Annotated in this window: 11 protein-coding genes, 8 tRNA genes and 1 rRNA gene; 17 read left to right on the top strand and 3 right to left on the bottom strand. The window is 40.3% G+C overall.

Going from position 1 to position 12,595, the window contains the following annotated elements; translation table 11 throughout:
* The 16 genes from rrf to glmS all read left to right on the top strand — a co-directional run.
* Nucleotides 1-95: ribosomal RNA gene (gene rrf, locus J2S07_RS18795) — 5S ribosomal RNA — on the top strand; the annotation flags it as partial.
* Nucleotides 96-247: 152 nt separating this feature from the next.
* Nucleotides 248-322, top strand: a tRNA-Asn gene (locus J2S07_RS18800).
* Between the two features lie 35 nt (nt 323-357).
* A tRNA-Thr gene (locus J2S07_RS18805) sits at nt 358-430 on the top strand.
* Between the two features lie 26 nt (nt 431-456).
* Nucleotides 457-531 (top strand) — tRNA-Glu (locus J2S07_RS18810).
* A 26-nt stretch (nt 532-557) separates the two neighbouring features.
* Nucleotides 558-633, top strand: a tRNA-Val gene (locus tag J2S07_RS18815).
* Nucleotides 634-665: 32 nt separating this feature from the next.
* A tRNA-Thr gene (locus J2S07_RS18820) sits at nt 666-741 on the top strand.
* 125 nt (nt 742-866) lie between these two features.
* Nucleotides 867-950 (top strand) — tRNA-Tyr (locus tag J2S07_RS18825).
* A gap of 112 nt (nt 951-1,062) precedes the next feature.
* Nucleotides 1,063-1,137, top strand: a tRNA-Gln gene (locus J2S07_RS18830).
* A gap of 29 nt (nt 1,138-1,166) precedes the next feature.
* Nucleotides 1,167-1,239 (top strand) — tRNA-Lys (locus J2S07_RS18835).
* A gap of 171 nt (nt 1,240-1,410) precedes the next feature.
* Nucleotides 1,411-2,307, top strand: a complete 897-nt coding sequence (gene rocF / locus J2S07_RS18840; RefSeq protein ID WP_307151949.1) for an arginase — start codon at nt 1,411-1,413, stop codon at nt 2,305-2,307.
* 258 nt (nt 2,308-2,565) lie between these two features.
* Nucleotides 2,566-3,129, top strand: coding sequence for an RNA polymerase sigma factor SigW (gene sigW / locus J2S07_RS18845; RefSeq protein WP_307151950.1), 564 nt, complete (start codon nt 2,566-2,568; stop codon nt 3,127-3,129).
* A 15-nt stretch (nt 3,130-3,144) separates the two neighbouring features.
* Nucleotides 3,145-3,831: an anti-sigma factor family protein gene (locus J2S07_RS18850; RefSeq protein WP_307151951.1), complete on the top strand. Its 687-nt coding sequence runs from the start codon at nt 3,145-3,147 to the stop codon at nt 3,829-3,831.
* A gap of 92 nt (nt 3,832-3,923) precedes the next feature.
* Nucleotides 3,924-4,751, top strand: a complete 828-nt coding sequence (gene cdaA, locus J2S07_RS18855; RefSeq protein WP_307151952.1) for a diadenylate cyclase CdaA — start codon at nt 3,924-3,926, stop codon at nt 4,749-4,751.
* Nucleotides 4,744-5,979: a CdaR family protein gene (locus J2S07_RS18860; protein ID WP_307151953.1), complete on the top strand. Its 1,236-nt coding sequence runs from the start codon at nt 4,744-4,746 to the stop codon at nt 5,977-5,979. The genes cdaA and J2S07_RS18860 overlap by 8 nt, the downstream gene beginning before the upstream one ends.
* Nucleotides 5,980-6,004: 25 nt before the next feature.
* Nucleotides 6,005-7,357, top strand: coding sequence for a phosphoglucosamine mutase (gene glmM / locus J2S07_RS18865; protein ID WP_307151954.1), 1,353 nt, complete (start codon nt 6,005-6,007; stop codon nt 7,355-7,357).
* A 513-nt stretch (nt 7,358-7,870) separates the two neighbouring features.
* Nucleotides 7,871-9,673 carry a glutamine--fructose-6-phosphate transaminase (isomerizing) gene (gene glmS / locus J2S07_RS18870; RefSeq protein WP_307151955.1) on the top strand — a complete coding sequence of 601 codons (1,803 nt, stop codon included), beginning with the start codon at nt 7,871-7,873 and terminating at the stop codon, nt 9,671-9,673.
* A gap of 461 nt (nt 9,674-10,134) precedes the next feature.
* On the opposite strand, the gene J2S07_RS18875 is transcribed toward glmS, so the two are convergent.
* Both J2S07_RS18875 and J2S07_RS18880 read right to left on the bottom strand, forming a co-directional pair.
* Nucleotides 10,135-10,356, bottom strand: coding sequence for a hypothetical protein (locus tag J2S07_RS18875; RefSeq protein ID WP_307151956.1), 222 nt, complete (start codon nt 10,354-10,356; stop codon nt 10,135-10,137).
* Between the two features lie 24 nt (nt 10,357-10,380).
* Entirely contained in the window at nt 10,381-11,094 is a 714-nt protein-coding gene (locus tag J2S07_RS18880; protein ID WP_307151957.1) for a GAP family protein, read from the bottom strand.
* Nucleotides 11,095-11,192: 98 nt separating this feature from the next.
* Between J2S07_RS18880 and J2S07_RS18885 the strand changes: the two genes are divergently transcribed.
* On the top strand, nt 11,193-11,792 hold the full coding sequence (locus J2S07_RS18885) for a TetR/AcrR family transcriptional regulator (protein ID WP_307151958.1): 600 nt from the start codon (nt 11,193-11,195) through the stop codon (nt 11,790-11,792).
* A 353-nt stretch (nt 11,793-12,145) separates the two neighbouring features.
* Here the strand turns inward: J2S07_RS18885 and J2S07_RS18890 are convergent, their stop codons facing one another.
* Nucleotides 12,146-12,322, bottom strand: a complete 177-nt coding sequence (locus J2S07_RS18890; protein ID WP_307151959.1) for a hypothetical protein — start codon at nt 12,320-12,322, stop codon at nt 12,146-12,148.
* Nucleotides 12,323-12,595: the final 273 nt, after the last annotated feature.

Here is a 12,595-nt window from a genome sequence, read left to right on the forward strand (position 1 = left end):
TCACACCCGTTCCCATACCGAACACGGAAGTTAAGCTTCTCAGCGCCGATGGTAGTTAGGGGCTGTCCCCTTGTGAGAGTAGGACGTTGCCGGGCAAAAGACATTATTCCGCGGTAGCTCAGTGGTAGAGCAACGAGCGAAACATCATGAATTCGCTGCGAGTTGTACTCATCGAGCTGCTACTTGAATTGTCTCTCTGAGATGAGGACAATCAAAGGTGAAAAAGAGTATAGATAGTTATTAATATTCCGCGGTAGCTCAGTGGTAGAGCAATCGGCTGTTAACCGATCGGTCGTAGGTTCGAATCCTACCCGCGGAGCCATTATATTTATAACATGTTTATGAGCTAGTTAAAATGCTTCCGTAGCTCAGCAGGTAGAGCACTTCCATGGTAAGGAAGAGGTCACCGGTTCGAGCCCGGTCGGAAGCTTTCTTAATAAAAAGAATTTTAATAACGGCCCCTTGGTCAAGCGGTTAAGACACCGCCCTTTCACGGCGGTAACACGGGTTCGAATCCCGTAGGGGTCACCATTTTTATAAGTATTTATAGATTTGCTGGAGGATTAGCTCAGCTGGGAGAGCACCTGCCTTACAAGCAGGGGGTCGGCGGTTCGATCCCGTCATCCTCCACCAGAGTTTTTACAAAGTAATAACTTTCTTTATTTGCCGGCCTAGCTCAATTGGTAGAGCAACTGACTTGTAATCAGTAGGTTGGGGGTTCAAGTCCTCTGGCCGGCACCATGCTTCTCATTTCCTTGTGTTGCTTCCTCGGAAGCATGCGCAAAATCTCGAAAGAGATTTTAAGCATATTTTAGTGTAGGATTTTGAGCATGCCATTAAGTTAGAAATTTTAAGCAATATAATACGGAGGGGTAGCGAAGTGGCTAAACGCGGCGGACTGTAAATCCGCTCCTTCGGGTTCGGCGGTTCGAATCCGTCCCCCTCCACCATTTATAAAAATTGTAAGAATGGGACAAGATAACTTTAGTCCTTTTATTTTTTGAGATTTTTAAGCTTTTTGGATATATTTTTTAGATATCAACACATTTAATTATATCTCAATGGGCTATAGCCAAGCGGTAAGGCAACGGACTTTGACTCCGTCATTCGTAGGTTCGAATCCTGCTAGCCCAGCCATTTCTTACTTCTCAGTTAAGTAATACTATGAGCCATTAGCTCAGTCGGTAGAGCATCTGACTTTTAATCAGAGGGTCGAAGGTTCGAGTCCTTCATGGCTCATCAATTTTTACGGTAAACCTCTTAAATCAATTATGATTTAAGAGGTTTTTTCTATATAGAATTCTTCTTCTTACTCAGTTTCTGTATATATATACATAGGTCTGTCGAGTTGAGTCATCTCTATGTAAGCGTTTAAAATAGAGGTAGCAAAGGGAATTGGGGGAGAATTTAATGAGAAAACTAGCAATCATTGGAATGCCGATGGACCTTGGACAAACGAGACGGGGCGTTGATATGGGCCCAAGTGCTATTCGTTATGCTGGAATAAATGAAAGGCTTAATACCTTGTTTGATGAAGTAAGAGATTTGGGGGATATTGAGGTAGGAAGACCAGAAGTTAGTATTGATAAAGAATCAAATCTTAGAAATCTAGAATTAATTGCGGAAAAAACAACAAGTCTAGCAAAAAAAATCGATGAAGTTGTTCAATCTGGTTCTTTCCCACTCGTATTGGGAGGAGATCATAGCATCGCCATTGGAACGCTGGCAGGAGTGTCCAAGCATTATGAAAACCTTGGAGTGATTTGGTATGATGCACATGGGGATTTAAATACAGCTGAAACATCACCGTCTGGTAACATCCATGGAATGCCTCTAGCTGTTAGTCTCGGTTTAGGGCACCCGCTTTTAATAAATATTGGGGGATATCTTCCCAAAGTAAAGCCTGAGAATATCGTCATTATTGGGGCTCGCTCCTTAGACGAAGGCGAAAGGGAATTGATTAAGGAAAAAGGGATAAGAGTCTATACAATGCATGAAATTGACCGATTAGGCATGACAAGGGTCATGGAGGAAAGTATAGAGTATCTGAAGGAGCGAACGGATGGAGTCCACTTATCACTAGATTTGGATGCTCTCGATCCAACAGATGCCCCTGGGGTAGGAACACCCGTTAATGGAGGAATTAGTTATCGAGAAAGCCATTTAGCCATGGAGATGCTAGCCGAAGCCAATATGATCACTTCCGCCGAATTTGTAGAAGTAAATCCTATTTTGGATGAGAGAAACAAAACTGCGATTGTGGCTGTCGCCTTAATGGGCTCGTTGTTTGGAGAAAAGTTACTATAGCCTCTCTTCTCAAATTAAGGACATTCCATTACCCCGAAAACAGCCTTACTATAAAAACAAGCAGTAGCTGGATGATTCCGCTACTGCTTGTTTTTTTGAAAATTTATTACTTTATACCCCTTTCCAATTTCCTAAACAATTTGGTTCATTTTTTTGGTAAAATAAAGAATATAAAAAAAGATGCTTATAAAATGAAACCTTTTCTGCTATCGATACGTAGATCGAATAGCCGCATTTAGAGCGGAGGTAAATATATTAATGGATGCAATAATAAAGAAAAGGATTAATCAGGTCTTAAAAGGGGACCAAAATGCCTATGCAGAAATAGTTGAACTATACAAAGACAAAGTGTTTCAGCTCTGCTACCGCATGCTTGGCAACCGCCATGAAGCTGAAGACATGGCACAGGAAGCCTTCATACGTGCATATGTTAATATTGCTAGCTTCAATATTAATTTGAAATTTTCCACCTGGCTGTATCGAATCGCGACCAATCTATGCATTGACCGAATCAGGAAGAAGAAGCCTGATTTTTATTTAGATGCAGAAGTGTCGGGTACGGACGGCCTTACGATGTATTCGCAGATTCCATCTGACACGGCTCTTCCAGAAGAAGAAGTGGAAAGCATGGAGCTGCAGGATATTATTCAAAGGGAGATTTCCCGATTACCAGAAAAATATCGTTCGGTTATCGTTCTTAAGTATATTGAAGAGCTATCATTAAATGAAATCAGTGAGATCCTAGATATGCCTCTAGGGACTGTGAAGACTCGGATTCATCGAGGTCGAGAAGCATTGAGACAACAATTAAGGAATGTTTAATAAGAGGTGAGAACTTTGAAATGTCATGAATATGAAGCCTATATGCATGAATATCTAGATGAAGAGATCTCGACTGAGCATGAAAAGAATTTAAAACAGCATCTGCAGCAATGTGTTTCTTGTCAAAAGCATTTTCATGAGCTGAGCAAAACGATTACGTTAGTAAAAGGAATGGCCACTGTAACGGCACCGGACGATTTCACAAGCAAGGTGATGAATAAACTACCTAAAGAAAAGAAAAAGGTGGGAATCCAAAGGTGGTTTAGACATCATCCATTATTAACAGCTGCCTCTCTTTTCCTTATTCTGATGATGGGTAGTGTAATCTCAGGCTGGAATAAGGGGCAGGATCTATCCGTATCGAAGCAGCCGAACCTGATCGTAAAAAATGATACCGTGATAGTTCCAGAGGGTGAGGTTGTAAAAGGTGATGTCGTGGTTCGCAATGGCTCCCTTCAAATTGAGGGCCAAGTTGACGGGAATGTCATAGTAATCAATGGGGAAGTAATCAAAGGGAATAAATATATGGCCTCCGCAGGTCAGGTAACAGGAGAAATTAAGGAAATTAATGCTGTGTTTGAGTGGATATGGTATTATTTGAAAAATACGGCGAAAGAAGTAGTCAATCTATTTGAGGATAATGAAACAGAAGGAGAACAGTCACAAGGTGTGGCTGTTTTTTTGAATTCCATTGATAGATAAAATTGGTGTTTCCTCATTATGTGATATACTATAGGAATGAAAAGAATGTAAAGCCATCGTGCTTTTTTGACAATAGATTTGGAGGAAGTCGCATGTCGATAGGAAATCTAGATCTTTTTAACTTACTGATTAATGCCATTGACATTCTCCTTGTTACATACTTAATATACAAACTCATCATGGTTATTAAGGGAACAAAAGCCGTACAGTTGCTAAAAGGGATTTTTGTCATATTAATTGTGACCTTAATCAGTGAGAAATTAGAATTTCAAACGCTAAATTGGATTATGCAGCAAATCCTTTCCTGGGGGGTTGTTGCGTTTGTCATCATCTTCCAACCTGAGCTAAGAAGAGCGCTCGACCAATTGGGGAGAGGTCGCTTTTTTTCAAGAACTGGGAATAGGGAAGATGAAGAACAGGAAAGAATTGTTGAAGCCATTGTGAAGGCAACCGATTATATGGCCAAACGGCGAATTGGTGCGCTCATATCGATGGAAAGAGAAACGGGATTAGCCGATTACATCGAAACGGGTATTCCGCTGAATGCCAATATCTCCTCAGAGCTTCTCATTAATATTTTCATTCCGAATACCCCTTTGCATGATGGAGCAGTGATTCTCCAAAAAAATACTGTCGCTGCCGCTGCTTGTTATTTACCGTTATCGGAAAGTCCCTTCATCTCGAAGGAACTGGGAACAAGGCATAGGGCCGCTCTGGGGATCAGTGAGGTAACGGACAGCTTAACCATTATCGTTTCCGAGGAAACAGGTGCCATTTCCTTAACAAAGAATGGGGAGCTGTATCGGGATTTAAAGCTGGATAAATTTAGAGAACTTTTGTCAGCAGAAATACTAGTCATTGAAAAACCAAAACAGGCTTCTTCAGGACTTTGGAACTGGAGGGGAAAAGCAAATGGATAAATACATTAATAAATTTCTAGATAACCCTTGGTTTATCCGAGTTATTGCGTTGATTCTTGCCGTGTTGCTTTTCGAAAATGTCAATGAGAAAAGTCAGTCCGTTGTCAATGTTCCACAGGATAAAGAAGCAGAGGTCATTGAAAATGTTCCTGTTAAGAGCTATTATGATGCTGAAAATCTTGTCGTAACAGGCATACCTGAAACGGTGACACTCACTCTTTCTGGCCCCAAGTCAAATCTGCAACAGGCGGTTACCCAAAGAGGATTTGAAGTATATGTGGATTTAACCGAAGCAGAAATTGGCACGAAGAAGGTACCAATCCAAATCAAAGGGATATCCGATCGACTGAAGGTTTCCATTGACCCAGAGGTTGCAGAAGTCTCGATCCAAGAGAAGGTGACCCAAGAATTTAGTGTAGAGGTCGAATTCAATAGCAAAATTATAGCAGATGGCTATATCTCAGAAACCCCGACGATTAAACCAAATAAGGTCAAAATAACAGGTGCGAGGGATGTAGTGGATCAAATTACTTATGTAAAGGCAACCTTAGATGCCAAAGGGCCGATTAAGGATACGTTAAAGAAAGAGGCGGAGATATTAGTCCTTGATCAGAGCTTGAACAAATTGAACGTTGAGGTTGAACCGAATAAGGTAGAAGTCACCTTACCTGTTAAGGCCTCAAGTAAGACTGTGCCGATTAAGCTTGAGCAGAAAGGGACGCTTCCTAATGGAATTAGTATAGGCTCTATTTCGTTAGAAAAAGAAGAAGCAACAATCATTGCCCCTGAACAGATCCTAAAAAATACGGACTCTGTTCGAGTGGAATTAGATGTAAGTAATATAAAAGAGGATACACAGGTGACCTTGCCAGTCTTGATTCCTGAAGGTGTTGTTGAGGTTGATCCAAAGGCCATCAATGTGACGATAAAGGTGAATAATACGGAAGATAAAATCATATCGAATCTCCCCATTCATATAGAGGGTTTGCCTGCAGAGTATAAGGCTGTTTTTCGTGAACCTACAAATGGGTCAGCAAGCATCACGGTTTCTGGCAGACGTGAAGATTTGAAGAATGTTGATGCCTCTGACTTTAATGTTTTTGTAGATGCCTCTAATTTAGATGTCGGAGAGCATGATGTTGAACTTAAAGTGGAAGGTCCTAACCATTTGAACTGGAAGATTGCAAAAGGGACCGTAAAAATCTCCATCACTCAAAATGAAGTGTGATGAAAGCTAAAGGAGCGAAAATGATATGGGAAAATATTTTGGTACGGATGGAGTTCGCGGAGTAGCGAATAGTGAATTAACTCCAGAGCTGGCCTTTAAATTAGGTCGGTTTGGAGGATATGTGTTAACAAAGGATCATGGAAGACCAAAGGTTCTAATTGGACGAGATACACGAATCTCAGGCCATATGCTTGAGGGAGCACTTGTAGCAGGATTATTATCAATCGGAGCAGAAGTCATGCGACTTGGTGTGATTTCAACCCCAGGTGTCGCTTATTTAACAAAGGTCCTCGGCGCCCAAGCTGGTGTCATGATTTCGGCCTCTCATAATCCTGTTGCAGATAATGGAATTAAGTTCTTTGGATCGGATGGCTTTAAGCTTTCCGATGAACAAGAACTCGAGATTGAGAAGCTCTTAGATGTTGAACAGGATGATCTGCCAAGACCAATAGGAGAGCATCTTGGACAAGTGAACGATTATTTTGAAGGTGGACAAAAATATTTACAATACTTGAAACAGACAGTTGATGAGGATTTTTCTGGTATACATATTGCACTCGATTGTGCGCATGGGGCTACCTCTTCCTTAGCGGCCCATCTATTTGCGGATTTAGATGCCGATTTATCGACGATGGGAGCATCACCAAATGGATTAAATATCAATGCTGGTGTCGGCTCTACTCACCCAGAGGCATTGGCTGCTTTTGTGAAGGAAAAGGAAGCAGATGTTGGACTAGCCTTTGATGGTGACGGCGATCGCCTTATTGCCATCGATGAGAATGGAGATATCGTGGATGGGGACCAAATCATGTATATTTGCGCAAAATATATGAATGCCCACAATCGCTTGAAGCATAATACGATTGTTTCTACCGTTATGAGCAATTTAGGCTTTTACAAAGCGTTAGAGGCAAATGGGATTAAAAGTATTCCAACCGCAGTAGGCGATCGTTATGTGGTTGAAGAAATGAAAAAGAATGGCTACAATTTGGGCGGAGAGCAGTCAGGTCACATTATTTTCTTGGATTATAATACGACAGGCGATGGTTTATTAACAGGTCTGCAGCTTGTTAATATTATGAAAATGATGAAGAAGCCTCTTTCTGAATTAGCAGCTGAGATGCAAAAATTCCCACAAAAACTGGTGAATATCAGGGTAACAGATAAGCATCATGTGACCGATAATGAAAAGGTGAAGGAAATCATTCAGCAGGTAGAAACAGAAATGAATGGAAATGGACGTATCCTCGTTCGCCCATCTGGAACGGAGCCACTGGTTCGAGTCATGGCAGAGGCACCGACAGAAGAGCAGTGTGGGGCCTATGTAGATCGAATTGCTGCTGTTGTTGAAGCAGAGATGGGATTAAAAGAAGAATAAGAGAGTTGAATCCTCCGCGCAAGCTTTCTCATAGAGACTTGCGCGATTTTTTCTGTCAGGTACGTTATTTCTATTTTGTGAATACTTTATATTAGGGACGATTTTCAGTTGACGTCCCCCTTATTCTAAGGTATGATAATCCTGTTTTCGCTCCTAACGTGTAACTTATTTTGTTTAGCTTCGTCTTATACGTGTGGAGGGGATTTTATTTGATAAAGAAAGGTGGACAGTGACAATTGAAGTGAAAGCGCCTGGACTAATTGCGGAACGGATACGGCAATTAGTTGACGAGGAGGAGGTTTATCGAAAGATTCGGCGGATGCCTCCCGGTTGAGTATGCACAATCGTCATTTTCTTCTATAAAACATTAAGGCGACTTAATGCACAAAGAGAAGAAAAGTTATGCATACAGACAGCATACGAATCGATGCGTCTAATAATACAGAGATAAGGGGGCAAGTGCCCCCGATTATGTTAGGTTTCTTGCCCCCTTTTTTGGGAGGAAACAGAAATATGTGTGGAATTGTCGGATATATTGGAAACCAGGATTCTAAGGAAATTCTTATAAAGGGCTTAGAGAAGCTCGAATATAGAGGCTATGACTCAGCGGGCATTGCAGTTGCCAATGCGAACGGTGTTCATGTTTTTAAGGAAAAAGGGCGAATTGCTGATTTACGAAAAATTGTAGATGAAGACATGCTGGCTCGGATCGGGATCGGCCATACCCGTTGGGCCACTCATGGTGTACCGAGTACATTAAATGCTCATCCTCATCAGAGTGCTTCCGAACGATTAACGCTTGTTCACAATGGTGTGATCGAGAACTATGAACAATTAAAGGAAGAGTACCTAGAGGGCGTAGCGCTTAAGAGTGAAACCGACACAGAGGTCATTGTACAGTTAATCGAGATCTTCCTTAATGATGGACTTTCCATTGAAGAAGCGTTTCGTAAGACGCTAAAAGCAGTAAAGGGCTCCTACGCATTTGCGCTCTTAGATGCAGAAACCCCTGATACGATTTTTGTCGCAAAGAACAAAAGTCCATTACTGATTGGATTAGGTGATGGCTTTAATGTTGTTGCTAGCGATGCGATGGCGATGCTTCAGGTTACGAATCAATATGTGGAATTAATGGATAAGGAAATGGTTATCGTCAAGCGGGATGAAGTGATCATTCAAACGATTGATGGGGACGTAATGAACCGTAAGCCATTTACCGCAGAACTTGATGCAAGTGATATTGAAAAGGGTACCTACCCGCACTATATGCTGAAGGAAATTGATGAACAGCCACTCGTCATTCGCAAGATTGTGGAAGAATATCGGAATGAAAATGGAGTTCTTTCCATTGATGAAGAGATCCTGGCAGCGATGAATGAAGCGGATCGCATCTATATTATTGCAGCAGGAACTTCCTACCATGCTGGCCTTGTCGGGAAGCAATTCATTGAGAAAATGGCAAAAATTGCTGTCGAGGTTCATATTTCGAGTGAATTTGGCTATAATACGCCACTTCTTTCAGAGAGACCGCTTTTTGTCTTCATCTCTCAAAGTGGGGAAACAGCAGATAGCCGTGCAGTATTAGTTAAGGTGAAGGAGTTAGGTTATAAAGCCTTAACGATTACAAATGTACCGGGCTCTACTTTATCTCGTGAAGCGGATTATACCTTGCTTCTGCATGCAGGCCCTGAAATTGCGGTAGCTTCCACGAAGGCCTATACGGCTCAGTTAGCCGTTCTTGCCATTTTAGCCGAAGTAACAGCGGTTAGTCGTGGTTTCAAGCCGGAAATGGATTTGTCGAAAGAGCTTGGTATCATTGCCAACGCTATGGAAGTACTATGTGACGAGAAGGATGAATTTGAATCCATCGCCCGTGAATTTTTAACGGTCACTCGCAATTGTTTCTTCATCGGCCGTGGAATTGACTTTTATGTTGGCTTAGAAGGTGCCCTTAAGCTGAAGGAAATTTCCTACATTCAAGCGGAAGGCTTTGCAGGTGGAGAGTTGAAACACGGAACGATTGCTCTGATCGAGGAAGGAACACCTGTGATTGCATTGGCCACTCAAGAAAGTGTGAATCTAAGCATTCGCGGAAACGTCAAAGAGGTCGTTGCCCGTGGAGCTTACCCATGCATCATCTCGATGAAGGGTCTCGACATGAACGGAGATAGCTTTGTTCTACCAGAAGTACATGAATTATTAACACCTCTTATCTCTGTTGTACCATTACAATTAATTTCTTATTACGCAGCGCTACACAGAGGCTGTGACGTAGATAAACCACGAAACCTTGCGAAGTCGGTGACGGTGGAATAAGGGGCTATTTGTACATAATGTTTTTGTAATCGGGAACTTTAAGTTTCCCTTAGCAAAGCATTATGTACGGCAGGAAAAATTAATTCTTTCCCTAACACGAGAGAAAATTGGAGAAACCCTCCAGTTCTCCTCGTGTTTTTTGTTTCTAAAAAGTCTGATTCTCCACTTCTCAACATCCTAATTTCTGTCAATCTATTGTACATTTATGTTTTTATCTCCCTGCTAAAAAGTTGGTTCCCACGCTAAAAAGTCGGTACCTACTGCTAAATAGTTGGTATCCAGAGCGGGAAGACCAGCGGGTAAACAAATATGTATTCAATCTTGATTCAATCGTAAAATCAATCAAAATTCGGGGGGCGGGTCCAGTAGGACTTCGTCCCTTTTCTTTTCTAAAAGGCAAAGTAAAGGGAAAACAGCGGAAGTGGTGAGAATTCCTCCGCTGTAGTGTAAATTTGTACATTTTAATTTTCACTTTTAGTAGAGTCGTCTTTTTTACGAGATGCTAAACCTATGACCCCGCCAACTATAATAAATACAATGTCTAAAATGATTTCAAATCCTTGAAAGGCATCAACATAATTAACTAAAAACCAGCTTTTACCTCCATTTGTTAGATGATTAATTAGCCCTCCTACTCCTTGGATAAGGAATAGTAAACTAAGTCCACTAATAATTTCTTTCATGATGAACACCTCATTAAAATTTTTTTAATTTAATATGCCTCTAAGACCGATGTTGAAAAAAACTGCACCTACTACTCCTATCGCTACTAAGAGTGAAGAAATTGGAGCTTCATTTAATTTTGACCTGATTTTATTTAGAAATTGATGTAGTTTGTCTTTAAGCACAATATTAACTCCTAAAAGCAGTAGTGAAGGAAGCACCATTACAAGATTGTACCCAGTTATAATTAAGATAGAAGGAGTAGGCTCTATTGCTAGGTGATCCATTAATAAAATTGAATAAAAGTAAGGCAATGCAGTTACAAATTCAATTAGAAAAACAATGCTTCCTAATATGATCATCCCTTTGATAGTTGTGTTTGTGGGTATAATTGAAATTAAACGTTTTTTTGTAGTATCTTTTGGTTTACTGAAGCTAATTAGAACAAGAACCATTCCAAAAAGGATATAAAACCAATTGATAAAGTCAATTTCAGATAATTGTTCGATTTTCGTCAATAGTGATTCTCCACCAAAGTATAGTAATAAACCCATTACAAAGTAGCCTAATTGCGTAATAGATAGAAAAACAAGCAAGCGAGAAGATAATTGATTAGGTTGTATCAATAATAAATAGGCTGTTACAGCGAGTACACCAGGACTTAATATGTCAACTAAGGCACAAATGGAAATAATTATTAAGGCTGTTGATATGTCTATTAATGAAGATGGCATCATTGCTTCAATCGTTTCTATCAATTAAATAGTACCTCCTTTTTAATATGTGGTATTATTATAATACAATGTGCTAAAAAGATAATAACACACTGTGTTAAATAAGGGAAGTGGTTTTAATAATGCCAAAGATTGTTAATCATGAGCAAAAGAGGAAGTCGATCGCAGAAGCTGCATGGAATATTATTAAGCAAGAAGGGTTTGAGAAAGCATCAATACGCAGAGTTGCAACTGAAGCAGGGATGTCCTCTGGTGCGTTAAGACATTATTTTTCAACACAGGATGAAATGTTATTATTTATCATGAATTATTACCTGGAAGAAGGAAAAAAACGTTCTCAAAGTAAAAATTGGTCAGAAAACCCATTGCAAGCAGTTGAGGAAGTTCTATTAGAGCTTGTGCCAATTGACGAAAAAAAGAAAATTGAAACGAGTGTTTGGTTGATCTTTGCACTTCGCTCACTTACAAGTGATACATTAAAAGAAAAAAAAGATGAAATGACTAACGGAACGTATGAATTAGCGAATTCTATGATTCAGATGTTAGTTTTACAAGGGCTTTTACCCGAGTCAATTAATGTAGAATTAGAAACAAGTAGGCTATCAGCATTGATTGAAGGTTTGTCAATTCATGCTCTATTAAGACCTGATGTGTACTCCTCAGAAAAGGTTAAGGAAGTAATCAGTTATCATTTAGAAACACTTTGCAAAGTATGTAATTAGAAAGTTAATAAAATGAGTGCTCAATCAAATTGGGGGTGATTATGATTGAAAATAAAAAACTGAATCAATTTACATTGGTAGATGTTATTGAAAGGAAAATACATTTCACAAATACAAATACCTATATTCGAGTAACGAGGGCTTTTGCGGAATAAAGGTGGGATCAATACCATGCTTCTTATTTCTCTATTCTTTTTTCTACTATATATAGCTGTCTTATTCCCCTTCCCCATGCTAAAAAGTTGGTTCCCACTGCTTTATAGTTGGTTTCCCAACGGCAAAGGAAGCGGGAAGAGCAGCGGTCAGATCTTTATATACTCAATCGTTTTTCAATCGGTTTTTTCAATAAAATATCAATCAAAATTCGGGGCTGGATTCAATATGATCCAGTCCTTTTCTTTTGCCAAATATTCCTTCAATCCCTTGTCCGATATAGGTTTCAATCGTTTCTCCAATACAAAAATCCGTAGGATTTCCAATCTCTTTTCAGTGTGTTTCCCAACCGTAAAACCGTCCCAACAGGGCTGCATTTCCTTTCTTTTCTCCTGATTCTTTCCTCCATTATCGGTACCAACTCTTTAACATTGTCGGAATATTCTATACAACCCAGAACGGTAAAAAGGGGCGGAAATCGGGTTTTTGGGGAAGAACTATGTAGCATATTGGAAGGAAGAAAAAAGGCGAGATAAGAGGGGTTGTGCTTAGAGCTGCAAGGGTTTGAGGGGAGTGAGGTGTGTGGTGGGGACGATACCGACATTTTAGCAGTTGAATAGGAGGGAAGGACTATTTTTAACAACTACACC

The sequence above is a fragment of the Anoxybacillus andreesenii genome, assembly GCF_030813005.1.
Classification (GTDB): domain Bacteria; phylum Bacillota; class Bacilli; order Bacillales; family Cytobacillaceae; genus Robertmurraya; species Robertmurraya andreesenii.